The sequence below is a fragment of the Halogranum roseipondis genome (genome assembly GCF_059695585.1).
Map to the genome: position 1 here is coordinate 323,266 of NZ_CM185235.1, position 19,302 is coordinate 342,567.

At 64.3% G+C, this 19,302-nt stretch carries 23 protein-coding genes and 1 tRNA gene; 11 read left to right on the top strand and 13 right to left on the bottom strand.

Annotated elements, in window-relative coordinates; translation table 11 throughout:
* Positions 1-537: 537 nt before the first annotated feature.
* Entirely contained in the window at positions 538-1,332 is a 795-nt protein-coding gene (locus EOHIBHHM_RS01790) for a VOC family protein (protein WP_497254041.1), read from the bottom strand.
* A gap of 125 nt (positions 1,333-1,457) precedes the next feature.
* On the opposite strand from EOHIBHHM_RS01790, the gene EOHIBHHM_RS01795 reads away from it, so the two are divergent.
* Positions 1,458-2,894: an MATE family efflux transporter gene (locus EOHIBHHM_RS01795; protein WP_497254043.1), complete on the top strand. Its 1,437-nt coding sequence runs from the start codon at positions 1,458-1,460 to the stop codon at positions 2,892-2,894.
* A 69-nt stretch (positions 2,895-2,963) separates the two neighbouring features.
* Here EOHIBHHM_RS01795 and EOHIBHHM_RS01800 read toward each other — a convergent pair whose 3' ends face one another.
* Together EOHIBHHM_RS01800 and EOHIBHHM_RS01805 are read right to left on the bottom strand one after the other, a co-directional pair.
* On the bottom strand, positions 2,964-3,482 hold the full coding sequence (locus EOHIBHHM_RS01800) for a TIGR04206 family protein (protein WP_497254045.1): 519 nt from the start codon (positions 3,480-3,482) through the stop codon (positions 2,964-2,966).
* Positions 3,479-4,588, bottom strand: a complete 1,110-nt coding sequence (locus tag EOHIBHHM_RS01805) for an OBG GTPase family GTP-binding protein (RefSeq protein WP_497254047.1) — start codon at positions 4,586-4,588, stop codon at positions 3,479-3,481. Before EOHIBHHM_RS01805 ends, EOHIBHHM_RS01800 begins: the two co-directional genes overlap by 4 nt.
* A 142-nt stretch (positions 4,589-4,730) precedes the next feature.
* Here EOHIBHHM_RS01805 and EOHIBHHM_RS01810 point away from each other — a divergent pair, with 142 nt between their 5' ends.
* The 4 genes from EOHIBHHM_RS01810 to EOHIBHHM_RS01825 all read left to right on the top strand — a co-directional run bounded on the left by EOHIBHHM_RS01810 (position 4,731) and on the right by EOHIBHHM_RS01825 (position 7,645).
* Positions 4,731-4,934 carry a VNG_1110C family protein gene (locus EOHIBHHM_RS01810; protein ID WP_497254049.1) on the top strand — a complete coding sequence of 68 codons (204 nt, stop codon included), beginning with the start codon at positions 4,731-4,733 and terminating at the stop codon, positions 4,932-4,934.
* A gap of 54 nt (positions 4,935-4,988) precedes the next feature.
* A complete protein-coding gene (locus tag EOHIBHHM_RS01815; protein ID WP_497254051.1) occupies positions 4,989-5,372 on the top strand; it encodes a DUF7541 family protein in 384 nt (127 codons plus the stop codon).
* Between the two features lie 98 nt (positions 5,373-5,470).
* Entirely contained in the window at positions 5,471-5,854 is a 384-nt protein-coding gene (locus EOHIBHHM_RS01820; RefSeq protein WP_497254053.1) for a DUF6684 family protein, read from the top strand.
* A gap of 48 nt (positions 5,855-5,902) precedes the next feature.
* A complete protein-coding gene (locus tag EOHIBHHM_RS01825) occupies positions 5,903-7,645 on the top strand; it encodes a cbb3-type cytochrome c oxidase subunit I (protein WP_497254055.1) in 1,743 nt (580 codons plus the stop codon).
* Positions 7,646-7,946: 301 nt separating this feature from the next.
* On the opposite strand, the gene EOHIBHHM_RS01830 is transcribed toward EOHIBHHM_RS01825, so the two are convergent.
* Positions 7,947-8,105 (bottom strand): hypothetical protein, encoded by a 159-nt coding sequence (locus EOHIBHHM_RS01830; RefSeq protein ID WP_497254057.1) that lies wholly within the window; start codon positions 8,103-8,105, stop codon positions 7,947-7,949.
* Between the two features lie 42 nt (positions 8,106-8,147).
* Between EOHIBHHM_RS01830 and EOHIBHHM_RS01835 the strand changes: the two genes are divergently transcribed.
* The 4 genes from EOHIBHHM_RS01835 (at position 8,148) to EOHIBHHM_RS01850 (ending at position 10,831) form a co-directional block, all read left to right on the top strand.
* Positions 8,148-8,423 carry a DUF7520 family protein gene (locus EOHIBHHM_RS01835; RefSeq protein ID WP_497254059.1) on the top strand — a complete coding sequence of 92 codons (276 nt, stop codon included), beginning with the start codon at positions 8,148-8,150 and terminating at the stop codon, positions 8,421-8,423.
* 25 nt (positions 8,424-8,448) lie between these two features.
* Positions 8,449-8,850: a universal stress protein gene (locus EOHIBHHM_RS01840; protein WP_497254061.1), complete on the top strand. Its 402-nt coding sequence runs from the start codon at positions 8,449-8,451 to the stop codon at positions 8,848-8,850.
* Positions 8,851-8,977: 127 nt separating this feature from the next.
* Positions 8,978-9,730 (top strand): GNAT family N-acetyltransferase, encoded by a 753-nt coding sequence (locus EOHIBHHM_RS01845; protein WP_497254063.1) that lies wholly within the window; start codon positions 8,978-8,980, stop codon positions 9,728-9,730.
* Positions 9,731-9,841: 111 nt separating this feature from the next.
* Positions 9,842-10,831: an NAD-dependent epimerase/dehydratase family protein gene (locus EOHIBHHM_RS01850; RefSeq protein WP_497254065.1), complete on the top strand. Its 990-nt coding sequence runs from the start codon at positions 9,842-9,844 to the stop codon at positions 10,829-10,831.
* A 45-nt stretch (positions 10,832-10,876) separates the two neighbouring features.
* On the opposite strand, the gene EOHIBHHM_RS01855 is transcribed toward EOHIBHHM_RS01850, so the two are convergent.
* Positions 10,877-11,566, bottom strand: a complete 690-nt coding sequence (locus EOHIBHHM_RS01855) for an HD domain-containing protein (protein ID WP_497254067.1) — start codon at positions 11,564-11,566, stop codon at positions 10,877-10,879.
* Between the two features lie 247 nt (positions 11,567-11,813).
* Positions 11,814-12,599, bottom strand: a complete 786-nt coding sequence (locus EOHIBHHM_RS01860) for an FkbM family methyltransferase (RefSeq protein ID WP_497254069.1) — start codon at positions 12,597-12,599, stop codon at positions 11,814-11,816.
* 107 nt (positions 12,600-12,706) lie between these two features.
* Here EOHIBHHM_RS01860 and EOHIBHHM_RS01865 point away from each other — a divergent pair, with 107 nt between their 5' ends.
* Positions 12,707-13,015, top strand: coding sequence for a non-histone chromosomal MC1 family protein (locus EOHIBHHM_RS01865; protein WP_497254071.1), 309 nt, complete (start codon positions 12,707-12,709; stop codon positions 13,013-13,015).
* 215 nt (positions 13,016-13,230) lie between these two features.
* Here the strand turns inward: EOHIBHHM_RS01865 and EOHIBHHM_RS01870 are convergent.
* The 4 genes from EOHIBHHM_RS01870 to EOHIBHHM_RS01885 all read right to left on the bottom strand — a co-directional run bounded on the left by EOHIBHHM_RS01870 (position 13,231) and on the right by EOHIBHHM_RS01885 (position 14,854).
* Positions 13,231-13,303 (bottom strand) — tRNA-Gln (locus tag EOHIBHHM_RS01870).
* Between the two features lie 386 nt (positions 13,304-13,689).
* Positions 13,690-13,854: a hypothetical protein gene (locus tag EOHIBHHM_RS01875; RefSeq protein ID WP_497254073.1), complete on the bottom strand. Its 165-nt coding sequence runs from the start codon at positions 13,852-13,854 to the stop codon at positions 13,690-13,692.
* Positions 13,855-13,908: 54 nt separating this feature from the next.
* Positions 13,909-14,343: a metal-dependent transcriptional regulator gene (locus EOHIBHHM_RS01880; protein WP_497254075.1), complete on the bottom strand. Its 435-nt coding sequence runs from the start codon at positions 14,341-14,343 to the stop codon at positions 13,909-13,911.
* A gap of 13 nt (positions 14,344-14,356) precedes the next feature.
* Positions 14,357-14,854, bottom strand: a complete 498-nt coding sequence (locus tag EOHIBHHM_RS01885) for a ferritin-like domain-containing protein (RefSeq protein WP_497256880.1) — start codon at positions 14,852-14,854, stop codon at positions 14,357-14,359.
* A gap of 276 nt (positions 14,855-15,130) precedes the next feature.
* Between EOHIBHHM_RS01885 and EOHIBHHM_RS01890 the strand changes: the two genes are divergently transcribed.
* Complete coding sequence (locus EOHIBHHM_RS01890) at positions 15,131-15,523, top strand: DUF7979 domain-containing protein (RefSeq protein ID WP_497254077.1); 393 nt, start codon at positions 15,131-15,133, stop codon at positions 15,521-15,523.
* Between the two features lie 76 nt (positions 15,524-15,599).
* Here EOHIBHHM_RS01890 and sufD read toward each other — a convergent pair whose 3' ends face one another.
* Genes sufD through EOHIBHHM_RS01905 form a run of 3 tightly spaced genes read right to left on the bottom strand, consistent with a single transcriptional unit; the run spans position 15,600 to position 19,187 of the window.
* Complete coding sequence (gene sufD, locus EOHIBHHM_RS01895) at positions 15,600-16,814, bottom strand: Fe-S cluster assembly protein SufD (RefSeq protein WP_497254079.1); 1,215 nt, start codon at positions 16,812-16,814, stop codon at positions 15,600-15,602.
* 1 nt (position 16,815) lies between these two features.
* Entirely contained in the window at positions 16,816-18,246 is a 1,431-nt protein-coding gene (gene sufB, locus EOHIBHHM_RS01900) for a Fe-S cluster assembly protein SufB (protein WP_497254081.1), read from the bottom strand.
* A gap of 26 nt (positions 18,247-18,272) precedes the next feature.
* Positions 18,273-19,187 (bottom strand): ABC transporter ATP-binding protein, encoded by a 915-nt coding sequence (locus tag EOHIBHHM_RS01905; protein ID WP_497254083.1) that lies wholly within the window; start codon positions 19,185-19,187, stop codon positions 18,273-18,275.
* Positions 19,188-19,302: the final 115 nt, after the last annotated feature.

The window sequence follows — 19,302 nt, forward strand, 5'->3', positions numbered from 1 at the left end:
CGCAGATTCGCGTCTTCTAACAGTGTCTTCTCAGCGTTTGTCGGATCACGCTGGGCTGTCTTCGCGCGTAGTCAAGTCCCTACTTTTCGACGTCAGGCTGGAACGACCACTTTCACAGTACCGTCTCGTCTCTCGATTTTCGGTAGTGTGAATCAAACTGCGACTATTCGTCGCACCCCGTTCTCTTGCTGCGAATGTGTATTCGGCTGGAGACAGCCTTCGAGCGTGCGACTTCGGGCAATATCGTTCGAATTGCCGAGTGGTCGTTGAAAGACTCACAACCCCCGCTTCGATTTCACAACACCGATTTGAGACACTGTCTTTCGGACGATAACGGGTATTGTGAATTGCCGATTATGGATGGAGAAGCCCTAACACGCGCTTTCGAGTCTTTTACAGCGCAGATCGGTACTGTGAATCCACCCGCAGCACGAACCGATATGCAACCGCCGCTTGAAGCGGAACAACTCGTCAGTGTGAGCTAAGCGATGATAGTCTCAACTGGACCGAACAAAGAAGTCGTATTACCGAAAATTATCAGTTCGGGAACAGCGACCCCTCGAACTCCCGCTCCAGCACTTCGATCTCGTGGCCGTCCTGGTCCTTCGTGAACGCGTACTTGTCGTCGCACTCCTCGGGCGTGCGGTACTGTTCGACTTCACGCTCGGAGAGCGTCTCCCAGTAGTCGTTCAGGTCGTCGGCGCGTACGGCCAGGTGCCCCCAGGCGTCGCCCAGCTCGTAGCTCCGCCCGTCGTAGTTGTACGTCAGCTCGACGGCCATCGCCTCGTCGGCCGCCCCCTCGGGCTTCATGAAGTAGTTCGCGAAGGAGTCGGACTCCCAGCGACCCGTGTGCTCGTACTCGAACTTGCGGGTCCAGAAGCCCAGCGCCTCGTCGGCGTCCTCGACGCGGATCATCGTGTGGTCGATGCTCCACTTCGCGCCCTGCTCGGGGTCGCGCTTGACGATCTCGACCTCGTGGCCGTCGGGGTCCTTCACGAACGCGTAGTTGTAGTCACACGACTCGGGGTCCCGGTAGTCCTCGACGCCGGCGTCCATCAGCTCCTGATAGGACTCTTCGAGTTCACCTTCGGGCACGCGCACGGCGATGTGCCCCCAGGCGTCGCCCAGCTCGTAGCTGTTGTCGCCGTGGTTGTAGGTGAGTTCGAGCATCGCACCCTCCTCGTGCATCTCCTCGGGCCCGAGATAGACGTTGGTGAACGTGTCGGCCTCCCAACGGTCTTTCTCCTCGTAGTTCAGGTGGGTCGTGTACCAGTCGAGGGACTCCTCTAAATCTTCGACGCGCATCATCACGTGGTCGAGCGTACCGGACATACCCGAACTGTCGGCCGCTGCGTCAAAAAGCGTGCCGGAGGCGGCACCGCTGGGGACCGTTCACACCCGCCGCAGCGACGACGTGACGACGCCCGTAAGTAGGGCGCGACCGAACTTCCGACACCGTGTCCTCGCTGCCGAACCCGTTTCGACTGCTGATCGTCTCCATCGGTCTCGCGCTCTCCCGACTCGGCCTCCTCGACCGCGCCCGTGCGATCCGGACGGCCGACCTCGCGTGGCCCCGCATCGTCACCGGTATCGCTCGCATGTCGAAGAACGCCGTCGACGTGGCGATGGTCGGGGTCGCCGCCGGCACCGCGGCCATCACCGGCGTCGGCATCGCCGGCCCCTACTGGGGGCTCGCCTTCTCGCTCGGCGGCGGGATCGCCGCCGGCACCATCGCGCTCGTCTCCCAACGCTTCGGCGCGGACGACGGCGAGGGCATCGACCTTGCGGTCCGCGCCAGCACTGCGCTCGTCGTCGTCGCGACCGTCCCCGTCACGCTCGCCTTCGCGTTTTTCGCGACCGACCTCGTCTCGCTCATCAACGGCGACCCGCAGGTCGTCGAGTACGGCGCGACCTACCTCCGCATCGTCGGCTTCGGCGTCCCCTTCGCGGGGCTGAACCTCGTCGGCAGTCGCGTGCTCGTCGGCAGCGACGACGCCTACGTCGCGATGGTGCTCCGCGGGAGCGGGGCCGTGATCAACGTCGCCGTCAACGCCGTGCTCATCTTCGGCCTCGGACTGGACGTCGCCGGGGCCGCACTCGGCACCGTCCTCTCGAACGTCGTCGTCACCGCCGCCTTCGCCCTCGGGCTGACGCGCGGCCACCTCCCCGGCATCGGCGCGTTCCCGGTCCGCATCGACCCGGTCGGCACGTACTTCGACCTCGACACGCTGCGCGACCTCGTCTCCATCGGCCTCCCCGTGATGGGGCGGAACCTCGTCTGGACCGTCGCGGAGTTCCCGATGCTCGCCATCCTCAGTAGTATGGGCCAGCCGGTCGTCGCGGCGTTCGTCGTCGCCCGCCGCATCTGGGGCATCATGAACACGCCCGGCTGGGGGTTCGGTCTGGCCTCCTCCAGCCTCGTCGGGCAGGCGCTCGGCACGGGCGACGAGGACACCGCAGAGACCTACGGCCGCGAGGTGATCCGCTTCGCCGTGGCGACCTACCTCGTCTCGGCCGTCCTCGTCGGCCTGTTCGCCGAGCCCATCGTCTCGCTGTTCAACCCCTCGGCGGAGGCCTACCCGATCACGGTCTCGCTCGTCTACGTCGCCTGCGTCGCCGTCGTCCTACAGGGCGTCTCCGGCGGCGCGGCGGGGCCGCTCGACGCCAGCGGCGACACGCGCTGGGCGTTCGGCAGCCAGTTCCTCGGGATGGCCGGGTCGATACTGCTGGCCGGTCTCGGCGCGGCGGTGCCGGCGATCGGCCTCACCGGGCTCTACCTCGCGTTCCTGGCGGAGACGACGATACCGGCAGTGCTCAACTACTACCGGTTCGACACGGGAACGTGGAAGAAGGTCAGTCGGAGCTACCGCCCCAGCGCCCCGGCCGACGACTGACGTCTTCGGTCGCTCGATGCGACTGGGCCCGACTCGGCAGCCGTGTCGACGAACGCTCGACCCGACGGCTCACGATCCACCGTCGCCATCGCCGGACGCTGGACTCACTCGATAGACGTACCACGCGACGCCCCACAGCAGCAGCGTCCCGAGCGGCCACGCGACCCGTCCCGGCTGCGCCGAGAACCCACGGGCGAGTTCGAGCTGTGTGACCCCGGCCAACGCGAGCGCGACGGCGGTGAGTCGCCGATCCTCGCGATCCGTCACCACGCCGCCGACGACGCTGCCGACGGCGACGAGATAGCAGGCCACGCCGAGCGGCCACGCGAGAATGTAGTCCGGCAACCCCTGCGTGAACAGCAGGAAGTCCGCGAGCGTCGTCACGTGCAGCGGGTCGACGGTGAGCAACCCCCACGGGAAGACGAACGTCGCGCCGCCGCCGACGAACGTCTGAACCGACCACGGGACGACGGCGAGAACGAGGACGGCGAGCAGTCGGCGCCGTGTCGCGGACGAGCGTCGAGACGCCGAGTCCGGTGTGACGGGCGCGTCGGGCGAGTCAGGTGAGGCCGGTGCGGGCCCGCTCACCGCTGGGCGACGATGCGGAGGACGTCCTCGTCGGCGAGTTCGTGGTCCTTGCCGACCTGCTGGTCGTCGTGTTTCGCGCTCGGGCCGGACACCCGAGCGAAGCGGAAGCGGTCTTCGAACTTCTTGCCGAGTTTCTTGCAGGCAGTGCCGACGGTGTCACCCTCCATGAGTACGAGCGGTTCCTCGTAGTCGACGCCGCGGCCCGGCTTGTCCATGTAGATGCGGATGAGTCCGAGCGCGTTCCAGATCTTCTCTTTGAGCGCGTCGAGTCCCTTCTCCTCGACGGCGCTGATGAACACGACCTCCTCGGGGTCGAGACCGATATCCCGGAGTTCCTCCTCGACGGTCGGCAGGTAGTCGCGGTCGATGAGGTCGGCCTTGTTGGCGGCGACGATCGAGGGGAGGTAGATGCGGTTGTCCATGATACCGTCGATCAGTTCGTCGACGGTGATGTCGCCGCGGACAGTCACCTCGGCGTTGACGTAGCCGTGTTCGCGGAGGATCCCCTTGATCGTCTCCTCGTCGAGTCGGACGTCGTCGGTCTTCGTCACACGGATGCCGCCGCGACCCTTCTTCGTGATGAAGACGCTCGGTCGCTCGGTGTCGAGGCGGATCTTGTTGTTGTACAGTTCCTCTCGCAGCCGCTCGTACTTCTCGATCTCGAACACCGAGAGCATGAAGACGACGAGGTCGGCCGTGCGGACGACCGAGAGCACCTCCTTGCCGCCGCCGCGACCGCCCGCCGCGCCCTCGATGAGCCCCGGTACGTCGAGCACCTGGATGTTGGCACCGCGGTACTGCAGCATTCCGGGGTTGACGTCGAGCGTCGTGAACTCGTACTCGCCGGTCTCGCTGTCGGCGTTGGTGATGGCGTTGATGAGCGTCGACTTGCCGACGCTCGGGAAGCCGACGAGCGCGATCGTTGCGTCGCCGGTCTTCTCGACGGCGTAGCCGACGCCGCCGCCGGCGGAGGACTGGTTCTCCAGTTTCTCTTTCTTCTCCGCGAGCTTCGCCTTCAGGCGCCCGATGTGTGCCTCCGTGGACTTGTTGTAGGGCGTGTTGGCGATCTCCTCGCGGAGTTCGTCTATCTCCTCCTCGAGACCCATTACCTACAGTTCCGCCGCGTCACTCGAAAAACCCTTTCCTTCACGTCTCTCTGCACCCGCGTACGCACGCTACGCACGTAGTAGGTATAGAGCGTCACTTCGACACGATTATCCGTCGACCAACTGTGTGGAAAAATACCCCATGCCCGATCCCGCCCACCTCCGCGACAGCACGGAGATCGTCCTCCCCTGTGGTTCGCTCGACGGGCTTCGAGACGAACTCGAAGCCGAGTTCACGGTGTCGGTGTTCTCCCGGAGCGAAGCGCAGTGTCGCATCGTCGGGAGTCCCGTCGAGATCAAAGCCGTCAACGACTATCTGGCGCGCCACGGCGTCAGCCTCCCGTAGCCGAGCCGGCGTCCCTTCCGAAGCGCTTTGTAGGCTCCGGTCTCTACGGGGCGTATGGACGAGAACCCCGGATTGAGCGACCAATACCGGATGGCGAGCCCGTGGCCACTGTTCATCGCACTCGGGATCCCGATCGCGGAGATCGGTATCCTCTTCGACCTCGCCGCCCTCTCGGTCGGCGGCCTGCTGTTGCTCTGTGGGAGCGTCGCCGGGATGGCCAAGGAGGCGGGCTACGCGAAGACGCCGTGGCGAGCGCTCGCCGTCTGTTCGGTGCTGCTGTTCGCGTTCGGCGGTCTGCTACTGTACGCCGACACGGTGTCGACGGCCGAAGGGATCCGGTTCGTCGCCCGCGGCTACGCGGTCATCGTCGCCGGCGGACTGCTGCTGCTCGGGAGTATCGTCGGGACGACGTTCGTCCAGAAGTCCAGTCCGGCCTGAGCCCCCGCCGTACCCGCTCACGACACGTCCTTCGGCCGAACCGGCGGGAACGAACGTGAACCAACAATCTATTTGATGGGCGTCTGTAACAGCCAACCATGGCAGCCAAAATCTTCGACAAGGAGACCATCCTCGACCTGACGGTGAACATCATCCCGCTGGGGATCATCGTGTTCTTCATGGTCCTCTTCGCTCTCCTCAACCCCTTCGGGTTCGACTTCCTGGCGACGACCATCTCGTACGGTCTGCTCATCGTCCCACTGCTCGCACTGGGTGTGCTGACCTACCTTTCGGGGAAGGCCATCGCCGGCGACGAGAAGCGCTCGGAAGTGTTCCTCGCCGGGCAGGCGACCGTTCCCGGATCGAAGACGCTCGAAGAGTACGAGGAGGAGGCCGAACTCTCCGACGAAGAGCGAGCCCAGCTCGCCGAACAGGAGTCCAGCGCCACCGAACAGGAATCTACCGCCGAGAACGACGACTGACGGCTGTCACCCGAATCTTTCTTTACCTTCCACTCCTCAGTGGCTCCCATGGAGATTAACGGACAGTTAGCACTGACGGTGCTCATGGGGGTTTTCCTCGTGGCCGTCGCCGCCTGGCTCACCCGGGTGGAGAACTGGCGCTCCTACACACCGCTCGCCAGTGGTGGAGGCGCGTACGGACAGGAGAGTGGGCACGCACACGAGAAACCGGGCGGACTCATCCGCTGGCTGACGACCGTCGACCACAAGGACATCGGGATGCTGTACGGACTGTACGGCGTCATCGCCTTCGTCGTCGGTGGGCTGATGGTCGTCGTCATGCGACTGGAACTCGCCGACCCCGGGATGACGCTCATCTCGAACTCGTTCTACAACTCGCTGCTGACGAGTCACGGGATCACGATGCTGTTTCTCTTCGGGACGCCGATCCTCGCGGCGTTCTCGAACTACTTCATCCCGCTCGTCATCGGTGCAGACGACATGGCGTTCCCCCGCATCAACGCCATCGCCTTCTGGCTGCTGCCGCCCGCCGCGCTCCTCATCTGGGCCGGCTTCCTCATCCCGACGAGCGACATCATCCCGGCGCAGACCGCCTGGACGATGTACACGCCGCTGTCGGCCGGCGTCGGACAGGGCAACCAGGCCAACGCCGGCGTCGACTTGATGCTCCTCGGCCTGCATCTCTCCGGCGTCTCGGCGACGATGGGGTCGATCAACTTCATCGCGACCATCTTCACCGAACGCGCCGAGGAGGTCACCTGGGCGAACCTCGACATCTTCTCGTGGACGATCCTCACCCAGTCGGGACTCATCCTCTTCGCGTTCCCGCTTCTGGGCAGCGCGATGGTCATGCTGCTGCTCGACCGCAACCTCGGGACTGTCTTCTTCGCGGGCGAGGGCGGTAACATCCTCTGGCAACACCTGTTTTGGTTCTTCGGTCACCCCGAAGTGTACATCCTCGTGCTGCCGCCGATGGGGATCGTCAGCTACGTGCTGCCGCGGTTCTCCGGGCGGCGGCTGTTCGGGTTCAAGTTCGTCGTCTACTCGACGCTCGCCATCGGCGTGCTCTCGTTCGGCGTCTGGGCACACCACATGTTCGCGACCGGCATCGACCCGCGACTCCGTGCGTCGTTCATGGCGGTGTCGTTGGCGATCGCGATCCCCTCCGCAGTGAAGACGTTCAACTGGATCACGACGATGTGGAACGGCCGCATCCGACTCACCACGCCGATGCTGTTCTGTATCGGCTTCGTCTCGAACTTCATCATCGGCGGCGTCACCGGCGTCTTCCTCGCGTCGATCCCGATCGACCTCGTGCTTCACGACACCTACTACGTCGTCGGTCACTTCCACTACATCGTCATGGGGGCCATCGCCTTCGCCGGATTCGCCGGGCTCTACTACTGGTACCCCATCTTCACCGGGCGGATGTACCAGCGGAAACTCGGCAAGTGGCACTTCTGGCTCTGGATGATCGGGACGAACGTGACGTTCTTCGCGATGATCCTGCTGGGCTACGGCGGCATGCCCCGTCGCTACGCGACCTACCTGCCGGAGTTCATGACGCTCCACCAGGTCGCGACGGTCGGCGCACTGCTGTTGCTCGTCGGCGGGTTCATCTGGACGTACAACTTCGTCATCTCGTGGCTCGAAGGGCCGGTCATCGAGGACGGCGACCCGTGGAACCTGAAAGAGGACGGTCTCTACACCGCCGAGTGGGACTGGTTCGACCGCAAACTGCAGACGAAGATCACGGACGGCGGTCACGAATCGGACGAAGACGATTCGTGAGCAAACCAGAACTCGAAGAGTTCTGGTGATGGGGAAGAGCAGGAAGTCGCCACCGACGGCGGTCAGGAAACGGACGACACGACGCCTAAACGCTCCGGAACGCGTTCCGCTTCGGTGACGTCTGGGTTTGTCTTCTCATCTCTCTGTGTTCACACGCCCGAGCCCGAGCGACGGCGCTCTCGCTTCCGGTGTCGTCTACGGGCGATGCTCGTCGCCAGTGTCGCGAGCGACGGAGGACTGCGAGCGCTCTCGCTGTCGACGCGTCAGAAAAACGGAGACGAGTTGGGACCGAGCGCGCTGCTCAGACTGCGAGGATGACGCCCGTCGCGAACATCAGCAGTGCGACGCCCGCGAGCACGATGCCGAGGAGGTCCTTGTCGGTCATACCTGCACTCGGGACTGCGTCGACAAAGACCCGTCGATACTCGTGGTCCGCGGTTCTCCCGTCGACCCCCGACACGTTCCCGAAAGGGCTAATCGGAATCAGCCCCGCGTTTCGAACGTGCCACAACGAGGCTTCCGCGGCCGACGGTTCGTCTTGGGGCTCTATCTCGCGCTCGTCAGCGTCGGCGGTGCCGCAGGCTACCTGACGGCGACGTTCGTCGACGACCTCCGACCGCCAGCGTATCTGTTCCTCGTCGAGTTCCCACCGACCCAACTCGGCTTCGCCGCCTACGGCGCGCTCACGCTCGCGACCGTGCTCGGCGTTCCGCTGTTGCTCGTCGTCTACGTCTCCCAGTACGTCGACGACCCCGACGCCGTCTCCCCGAAAAACTAAGCCGTCTGACCGGGTGTCTGTGCGTATGTATCACGTGGTACTCGGTGTCGACGACGACGAGGTACACGCCCGTCAGTGTGCACAGGAGATCGTCGACCTCCCGGGAGCGGGAACGGAGAAACGAGTGACGATCATCCACAGTTTCAGCGACAACCCCAGCGGCGCGTCGGCGACACAGGTCGCTTCGGTCCGCGAGGCGAGCGACGTCTTCGAGGCCGCCGGCGTCGAGTACGACGTCGAAGAGTCCAGCGGCGATCCGGCGGAGGGAATTATCGACGTCGCCGGCGACGTCGACGCCGACCTCGTCGTCGTCGGCGGACGCAAACGCTCGCCGGCCGGGAAGGCACTGTTCGGCAGCGTCACGCAGACGGTGATCCTCAACGCCGAGCGGCCGGTGATGGTGACCGGCGTGACGAAGGAAGCCTGAGAGCGCCGCCGGTTCGAACGGTCCCGACGTGGCAGCGACCGCTTCGTCGCGGTCGAGCACGCCCGGCCGCGTCTCGGAACCTCTCCACGCCGAGAGTATTTTATGTGACGCAGTCGCACGGAGTGGTATGGAGATCCGTGAGGCGACGACCGACGATATCGACAGTATCCGACAAGTTGCGCACGATTCGCTGATGGAGTCGTACAGCCACGCACTGGACGAGTCGGTCATCGACGAGTCGGTCGACGAGTGGTACGGCGAAACGCTCGCCGACGAGTTCGCCCGTGACGACGCAGTGTACCTCGTCGCCGACGACGACGGAACCGTCGTCGGGTTCTCACAGAGCTACCTGCGGGGGAAAGAGGGGACGACCGGCGAGATCAACTGGCTCCACGTCTCGCCGACCGCCCGCGGCGAGGGTCTCGGGGCGCGACTCCTCACTCGGACCGAGGAGGAGCTCGTCGACCGGGGTGCGACCCGACTCACGGGGAAGGTGCTCACCGTCAACAAAGGCGGGGCGGAGTTCTACGAGGGACACGGCTACGAGGAGGGAGACACCCGGAAGATCGACCTCGGGGCGGAGTCGTTCAAGGAGCGGACCTATCTGAAGTTCCCCGGCGCCGAGGGCGAACCGCAGGCACCGCTGGACCCCCGGCAGATCGACGATACCACGGTCTACGTCGCCTTCGACGAGAGCGACCGCGGGTCGGTCGCGCCGCTCTACGTCGCCTACCTCGACGAGAACCGCGCGGAGCGCTACGGCTACTTCTGTGGGCACTGTGAGAGCTTCGAGGTGTCGATGGACGCGATGGGTCGCGTCGTCTGCAACGACTGCGGCAACAAGCGACGGCCGTCGCGGTGGGACGCGTCGTACCTCTAGCCCGGCGGCCTCTCTCGGAGAGCCGATTCGACCGCTCTCTGGTGGCCCCCCGTTGGCGTCGTCCGCCCGCGAGACTGCCACACTTTTTTCGACGCGGTCACATCCTCCGGTATGACCCACGCGCTCGTCATCGGCGGAACGCGCTTCATCGGTCGGCACACCGTCGACGAACTGCTCGCACACGACTACGACGTCACCATCTTCAACCGCGGGAACCACGACGATCCCTTCGCCGACGACGACCGCGTCGACCACATTCAGGGAGACCGCACCGACGACACGGATCTCCAGACTGCCTCGCTCGCCGCCCGTCCCGACGTCGTGATCGACTGCGTCGCGTACAAACCGGGTGAAGTCGAGCGCGCCGTCGAGGTGTTCGCCGACGTCGACGCCTACGTCTACGTCTCCAGCGGCGACGCCTACGGTCGCGAGGAGATTCCCAAGCGCGAAGGCGAGACGCCGCTGCGACCGTGTAGCGCCGAGCAGGCCGACGACGAGTCGAACGAGACGTATGGACACCGGAAGGCCGAGGGTGACCGCGTCGTCGCCGCAGCGGCCGAGAACGGCGTCGCTGCGATGAGCGTTCGCCCGTGTATCGTCTACGGTCCGCACGACTACACCGAGCGGCTGGACTACTGGCTCGGCCGCGTCGACAACTACGACCGAGTCGTCGTCCCGGGCGACGGCCAGAACCTCTGGCACCGCGCCTACGTCGAGGACGTCGCCAGCGCGCTCCGCGTCGTCGCCGAGGAGGGGACTCCGGGCGAGGCCTACAACGTCGGCGACCGTCGACTCGTCACGCTCGAAGAGCTGTTGACCCTCGCCGCCGACACGATGGACACCGAGATCGAGGTGGTCCACGCGGGCCAGCGCGAACTCGCCGCTGGCGGTCTCGAACCGTCGGAGTTCGTCCTCTATCGGGAGTATCCGCACGTCTTCGATACGAACAAACTCGCGAGTCTCGGCTGGGAGTCGACGCCGCTCGCGGAGGCGATGACACGGACAGTCGCGGAACACCGACGGAGCGACCGGGACGGCGCGGAGCACGACCCCGGACGCGACGCCGAAGAGCGGGTGCTCGGCGTGCTGGAGACGTTCTGAGGGAGACGATCTACCCGTCGACCGATCCGAGCGAATCGAGCTCTCTCAGACGTCGTCTCCGTACCGGTTCATCTCGGCGACCTCCTCTTCGAGCCACTCGCGGAACCACTTGACGCGTTTGAGCCGCTGGTGGGCGATGCTCTCGGCGGTGTCGCTGACGATCCGCGTGGAGTGGTCTTTCCCACGTTCGAGGACGCGCTGGACCATCTCGGCGGCGTCCATGTGGGTCCGGGCCTCGTAGCCCATCCGGAGGAGCATCAGCGCCGTCCCGTTGGCACCGACCTTGTCGAGGATGTCGGCCTCGATGAGACACTGCGTCTCCAGGGAGACGTCCGAGAGCGGCCCCTGATAGGAGTGGTCGGTGATCGACTGACACACCTGATCGATGAACGACTCCGGGAACCCGCCGCGTGCCGACAGATACTCGCGGGCGACGCGAGCGCCCTCCTCGGCGTGGACGTCCTGGTCGGCGTCGAGTTTGGCGATGTCGTGGAACAGCGCGGCCACTCTGACGACGTCGACGTCCGCACCTTCGCGCTTCGCGATGTGAGTCGCGATGTCGACCACGTTGAGGATGTGGTTGAACCGGTAGTCGGCGCTGTGCCACGGGTACCACCGCATCCTGCCGCCGTCCTCTTCGTTCTCGACGCTCGCAGCGAGATAATCGTAGACAAACCGCTTCATCTCCGCGAACTCGTCGTCGGAGACGGAGGACTCCTTGATCTCAACGCCCACGAGGCCACCCCCGGAGGCAACGTTCCTTACTCATTGTTATCGAAGAAGAGGGTCGTTCCGGTCTTAGGCGTTACGACAGGTTTTTGTTCTCTGGCCGAATCTTGGTTCGAAGCTCCGATCGATCGGCGACTCGTGGATTCGACGGGCGAGCAGAGCGTTCTCGCCGAAGACGCGTCGTCCTCGACCGTTTCCGCTCCGACAGCTGAGGCGACGCTGAAGGCGTCTCGAACTACACCCCTGCGGCGGTTCACGCCCCCGAGCGGTCCGCGTCGGGGTCACACACCCACGCGTCGTCTCGGATCCGGATCCGATAGCCGAGCGAACGGAGAAACGTCGCCACGGCGTCGGCGTCGCGGTCGCCGTCGGCGACGGCGTGTGGTTCGAAGTAGACGACCGGCCGGTGACGGCGTAGCGTCGTCTCGGCCCCACGAAGGACGTCGTAGCCGAACCCTTCGACGTCGACCTTCAGGTGATCCGGCGGCGGGACGTCGCCGTCGGCGACGAGGTCGTCCAGTCGGACGACGGGGACTCTCACTTCGTCGCGGATGCGCGCCTCCCAGGCGCTCGCGTTGTCGGCGTCGAACGACCCCAGCTCGTCGTACGTCGACCGGTAGAACGACCGGACGCCGGCGTCGTCGCCCGCGCCGACCGCTCGGACGTCGATTCGGTCTCCGAACCCGTTGCGTGCGACGTTCGCCCGCAACTGCTCGCAGACGACCGGGTTCGGTTCGAAGGCGACCACCCGCGCGGTCGGTTCGGCCGCGGCGACGGCGAGTGCGTAGACGCCGGTGTTCGCCCCCACGTCGAACACCGTCTCACCGGGGCCACAGCGGGCGAGCAACCGTCGCAGGAGGACGTCTCGGCCGTGTTTGTTGACGAGTTCGTAGCTCCGGAAGCGCGCGCCGTCGACGCGTTTCGGCGGAGCGAACAGTTCGTGACGGTGGTTCGCGGCGACCGCCGCGTAGTACGCCGAGAAGACGAGATACCGACCGGCGCGAAAGATCGCTCTCGCGACCCGGCGTGGAGACACCATACCGGTCACTCGACCAGCAGCCTCTTCGTCGTTTCGGGGGTCGAACCCCGATTCCGTGGGGTGGTTATTTAGTGATTGGCCGAGTGACGATAGTCGAGGGCAGACCAATGGTACGACAAGACGGCAAACGAAACTTCGTGCTCCGGGAAGAGAACGGCACCGAGGACAGCGTCTTCAGCGGGAGCACCCCGCGGCAGGCGGCACTGAAAGCAGCGCGTCGACTCCCACCGGCCCCGAGCGAGGAGGAGGTCGACGGTCGTGCGGAACTTCGCCTCCGGGAGAAAGGCACCGACAAGGTCCACATCTACAACGGATGGGCGTGGAAGGAAGAGAAACCGAGTGACGGCCCCGACTGGATGCCGGACGTCGTCACGCGAGCGAACGTCTCGAAAGAGGGAATCGAACACCTCGACTGAGACGTCGCGGTTTTTCGGCGTTCTCTCGACGGTGCAGAGCGGTAGGTGTCGCCGACTGAGCGTCGGCGGGGAACGGTTGTCGCTCACGACGTGGTTCGGCAGTCGTTCCGATCGGCTCCGAAAGCGGATTCGAACCGCGAAGACTCACATTCGCTCGTCTTCTGGGCGTCGAATCCGCCGTCAGACGACTACTGCTCGCTTTCGCTCCCAGAACATAGTCCCGAGCGGATTCGAACCGCTGTCCTGGGCTCCAAAGGCCCAGATGATTGGCCACTACACCACGGGACTCTGCACCTACTGCTCCGTCGGTTACCGTAGAAAAACTTCGGGTTTCGGTTCGTCTCGGCGACGACGCTCCAGCGTCCGTCGGTGGTCTCGTTCCCCGAAAGAACAGTCTGCTCTTCGCACGCCCGGTCAGGGTTGGACCGCACGTACGTCCACCTGGTCCATCGGCGACCGACACGCCGGGCAGTACAGCGCCGCGGAACTACCCTCTCGCTTCGCCGTCAACCCCCGGACGACGGGCCAGCTGAGCTTTGCCCCGCACGATTCACACGTGAGGCACGAGTTTGTCTCCCCCATGGCTGTGATAGTAACTACCACGGCATCCACAATATATTTTTTCGACCGTGGAGCGTCGAGACACAACCGGGAGAACTGACCGACCTCGCGTGCTACTCGCGGACGGGTTCGACGGAGTAGCCCCCGCAGTCGGGGCACACGTGATACTGGAGTTCGAACGCGGTACCGCAGCCGTGACAACGGTACGCCGGCAGTTCGTCGTGGGAGAGCCCCATGAATCGTCTGAGACGGCTGAATCGCTGTTTCGTCCCACTCATAGACAGTGCCTCACAGTCCACTCATATAATCATGCGGGGATTCGACCGAACGCGTCAGTCCGCGGGTTTCTCGCTCTCCAGTTCCAGATACTCACAGGCGTCGGTTTCGGGGTCGAAGCAGTCCGGACACTCGGCGTTGCGGTCGATGATCGTGTCGAGTCGCTCGGCGACCGTGTCGTCGATGACGCTCTCGAGCTCGCGCGCCTCCGCACGGAACTCCTCGACGTCCAGCACGTTCGCGAGGAACCGTTCGATGATGCAGTACGTCTGGAGCGCGTCACGCGCACGGACGATCCCCTCGTCGCTCAGGGTGACGCCCTTGTACTTCTCGTGCTCGGCGAGTCCGCGCGATTCGAGTTTACCGATCATTTCGTTGGCGCTCGCCGGACTCACGTCGAGCATATCCGCGAGCGCACCTGTCGATGCCGGTCCGTCCTCCATCTGCTGGAGGAGGTAGATCGCCTTGACGTACTGATCTGCCGTGTTCATTGGTTCACCTCGCTCATTCCCGCGTCTCCATGATCTTCGTCACCTCTTCGACGCCCTGCGCCTCCTCCTCTCGAATCTCACGGAGGACGGTGAGCAGCTGCTCGCGGTCGATGGAGAACTCAGCCTCGCTCGACTCGATCCCGTCGATGAGGTCGTCGTAGAACTTGTAGGCCGTCTCCTCGTTGCACAGTTGGTCGTAGAGGACGCCGTCGAAGTCCTCCGGTTTGGTCTTTCCGTACTTCGCTTCGACCAGCGTCTCGATGTCCTCGAACGGGATGCTCTCGGCGTCGAGGTCATCGATGACCCGCTCCAGGCGCTTGCGGTGGTCGGCGGACTCCTCGGCGGCGTGTTCGAGCAGACCCTCTAACTCCTCGTCGAGGTGGCGGTCCTCCTCGGCGAGCGACTGGTAGTGGTGGTAGGCGCGCGCCTCGACGACCTCCTCCAGCACGATGCCGATCTGGAGCAGGCGAGCGAGTTGGTGGTCGGAGGTGACCTGGTTGCCGACGCTCACGCGAGACACCTCTGGTTCGAGCGCGATACCTCGTTCATACACCATCGTCTGGGTGGCACCGACTTAACACCTCCACCTTTTGCCGAACGAGCGTAGCGAGCGCAGAGCAAAAGATGGATCAAACGCACTCCTCGTTCACTTCGCTTCGCTCCGTTCAGTCGTCGGCCCGCTCGTTCCCTTCGGTCGCTCGCGGGGCAGTGTCGGGTCAGGAACACACAGCCACCAGCCACCGGCTCCTGGACAAAGCATTTGCGACTCCGCTGTCCAGGTTCGGCTATGGGTTCCCGCAGTACGATCACCTTCCTCGCTCTCCTCGTCGTCACGAGCGGCTGTCTCGGCGGTGCACCTGCCGGCGACGGCCCCACGCCGACGACAACGTCGACACCAGCTCAGACGACGTCGACACCAACTCAGACGACGACCGGCGCGACAACCTCGTACGCCGACTGCCCGTACTACCTCTCGGTCGACACCGTCACCGAGACAGACGTCGAGCAGTCCGACCGCGTCGTCACCTACGAGAATCTCACCGACGCACGCCGAGACGAGTTCGACCGACTGCTGGCGAACGGGAGAGTAGAACTCGAGACGCTCCCCGACCGGTGGAGTGCGCCGACGGTCGTCGAACACGACGGCGCGTACTCCGAAGTCGTGGCTGCGACCTGCTGACGCGTGACTCGGTTTGGACCGAGCAGTCGCTCCCGACGACCGAAAGAGAGAGAAACCGAACCGCAGAGCGCGCGTCTCAGTGCAGACGCGCAGCGATGAGTTCCTGTAGATCCTCGCGGAACTCGTCGACCTCGATCTCCTCGAGGACGGGGACGAAGAAGCCCTCCACGAGCATGTTACGCGCCTGCTCCTGTGGGATGGAGCGCGACTTCATGTAGAACAGGTCCTCCTCGTCGACCTGTCCGACCGTCGCCGCGTGGGAGGCTTCGGTGTCGTGGTTGTTGATGATGAGCTTCGGGGAGGCGTCTGCCTCAGACTGGTCGGAGAGCATCAGCGTGTTCTCGCGCTGGTAGGAGTTCGTGTCCCAGGCGTCGCGACCGACGTCCTGGACACCCTCGTACACCGAGCGTGCCTCGTCGTCGAGGACGCCGCGGGTGACGAGGTCGGCCGTCGTGTGCTCGGCCTTGTGCCAGACGCGCGCGTTGACGTCGAGATGCTGGTCGTCGTGACCGAAGAACGCCCCGACGATCTTCGTCTCCGAGGAGTCGCCGTTGAGTTCCGTCTCGATGTCGCTGCGGGTGAGCCGCGAACCGAGGTTCCCCTCGATCCAGTTGATCGTCGAGTAGACGCCGGCGTCGCCACGCTTTAGCGTGTACGTGTACGTGTCCTCGTCCAGATTCTGCAGCGATCCGTACTGGACGTAGGAGTTCTCGCCCGCGACGATCTCGACGAGGTTCGAGAAGTACCGCTCGCCCTCGACGTCGCTCTCGCCGCTCTCGATCGCTTCGAGGATCGTCACCGACGACGACTCCTCGGTGACGACGAGCGTGTGGCTGAACAGCGACTTCGAGTTCATCTCGGCGCGGATCTTCACGTCCTCGGCGTCGACGTCCTCGGGGACGTAGATCAGCGTACCGGTGGTGAACAACGCTGCCGACAGCGCAGTCAGGTAGTTCGTGTCGGGGGCGATGGTCGAACCGAACGCCTCCTCGACGACCTCCTCGTGGCTGTCGAGCGCCTCGGTGAACGAGAGCACCTCGATACCCTCGGCGGTGACACGCTCCGTGGTGTCGGCCGCGTTCAGCGGGTCGACGAGCTCCTCGAAGTCGAGCGCTTCGAGGTTCGTCCATCGACGACCGGGCGTCTGGATGACGTCCGGCAGCTCGAGGTCGTCGAGTGAGTCGAGCGCCTCGAGTCGAGCCTCGAGGAGCCACTCGGGTTCGTCTCGCTCCTCGGAGATCGTGCGGACGGTCTCCTCGGAAAGGTCCGCGGGAAGTGCCTTGCTCGACATGTTACCCGAGGCTCCCCTCCATCTCGAGTTCGACGAGGCGGTTGAGTTCGACCGCGTACTCGATCGGCAGCTCTTCCGTGATCGGCTCGATGAAGCCAGAGACGATCATCTGCTTGGCGTCGTCGTCGTCGAGGCCCCGGCTCTGGAGGTAGAAGACGTCCTCGTCGCCGATCTTACCCACAGTTGCCTCGTGGGCGACGTCGACGGTGGACTCGTTGATCTCCATGTACGGCATCGTGTCCGACGTGGACTCGTTGTCGAACATGAGCGCGTCACACTCGACGGAGGTCGAGGAGTTCTTCGCGCCGTTGGCGATGTGGACGAGCCCGCGGTAGTTCGTCCGACCGCCGTCCTTGCTGATACTCTTGGACTCGATGGTCGACTTCGTCTCCGGCGCGTTGTGGTAGACCTTCGCGCCGGTGTCGATGTTCTGGCCCTCGCCCGCGAAGGCGATGGTGATGTGGTTGTCCGAGGCACCGCGGCCCTTCAGGATCGAGGCCGGGTAGAGCATGGTCGCTTTCGAGCCCATGCTGCCGGAGATCCACTCCATGCGGCCGCCCTTCTCGACGATGGCGCGCTTGGTGTTGAGGTTGTAGGTGTTCTTCGACCAGTTTTGCACCGTGGAGTACTGGACGTGAGCGTCCTCACCCACGAAGACCTCGACACCGCCGGAGTGCAGGTTGAACGCCGAGTACTTCGGCGCGCTGCAGCCCTCGATGTAGTGGACTTCGCTGCCCTTCTCGGCGACGATGAGCGTGTGCTCGAACTGGCCCATCCCCTCGGAGTTCATCCGGAAGTACGCCTGGACGGGCATGTCGACCGTCGTGTCTTCGGGGACGTAGACGAACGACCCGCCGGACCAGATGGCGCCGTGAAGCGCGGCGAACTTGTTGTCGCTCGGGGGGACGCACTTCGTCATGAAGTACTCCTTGACGATGTCTTCGTGCTCCTGGACCGCCTGGTCCATGTTCATGAAGACGACGCCCTTCTCCTCCCAGCGCTCCTGCATGTTCTGGTAGACGACTTCCGACTCGTACTGCGCGCCGACACCAGAGAGCGCGTTCTTCTCGGCTTCCGGGATGCCGAGTTTGTCGAACGTGTCCTTGATGTCGTCCGGCAGGTCGGTCCAGTCGTCGACGCCGCCGCGGGTCTCGACGTCGGGTCGGATGTACGGGACGATCTCGTTGACGTCGACCTCCGACAGGTCCGGCTGGCCGGGCCAGTCGGTCGGCATCGGCATCTTCTGGAACTGCTTCAGCGCGCGCAGGCGACGCTGGAGCATCCACTCGGGTTCGTCCTTGTCCTCGGAGATGACCCGAATGGTCTCTTCGGTGAGGCCTTTGTCGGCCTGGAACGACGACTTCTGCTCCTTCTTGAACTCGAAGCGAGCTTCCGTGTCGGTCTCTTTGAGGTGGTCTTGATCTGAGCTCATATGTTGTGTTCGTGGTTGCAGACGTATTACGCTGTCTCGTAAACTTCCTGACGGACCCAGTCGTACCCCTTGTCCTCGAGCTCCTCGGCGAGGCTGGCGTCACCGCTCTTGACGACCTTGCCGTCGAGCATGATGTGGACGTGGTCGGGTTCGACGTAGTCGAGGATCCGCTGGTAGTGGGTGATCTGGAGGATACCCGTTCCCTGTTCGTCGCGCAGCGCGTTGATCCCGTTCGAGACGTCCTGCAGCCGGTCGATGTCCAGCCCGGAGTCGATCTCGTCGAGCACCGCGATGGACGGTTCGAGGATGGCTGCCTGCAGCACCTCGTTCTGCTTCTTCTCCCCGCCGGAGAAGCCAGCGTTCAGGTAGCGCTGAGCGAACTTCTCGTCCATGTCGAGCAGCTCCATCTTCTCCTTGAGGATCTGCTGGAACTCGGCGACGCCGACTTCGCCCTCGTCGACGTTGCCCTCCATCGGGGAGGTGTCGTACCCCGACTCCTCTTCTTCCTCGGTCTCGTCGCCCTCGTCGTCCTCGAAGAGCTCTTCGCGCTCCTCGAGTTTGGCGTTGAGCGCCGTCCGCAGGAAGTTGGTCATGGTGACGCCCTCGATCTCGGCGGGGTACTGGAAGGCGAGGAAGATACCCAGTGCGGCCCGCTCGTTGGGTTCGAGTTCGAGGAGGTCCCACGTCAGTTTGTCCTCGGGGATGTCGAAGTCGTCGCCGAAGTCGCCGTCTTCGAGCCGGAGAAGAACCTCTCCCTCGGTAACTCTGTACGCCGGGTGGCCGGCGATGACCTTCGACGTCGTCGACTTTCCGGACCCGTTGGGACCCATGAGAGCGTGGATCTCGCCGGAACGAACCGTCAGATCGACGCCCCGGAGAATCTGTTCACCGTCCTCCTCTGCGACCTCTGCGTGGAGGTTTTTGATTTCGAGTGTTGCCATTGTTGGTTCGTTTCCTCGTGTGCGAAAGGTGGGGAGTGCCACCCATAATGCTTACGCATTCACCCCCTCCGAGTTTTTTGGTGGGGAAATTTATTTTCTGAATGTGAAAAGCGTC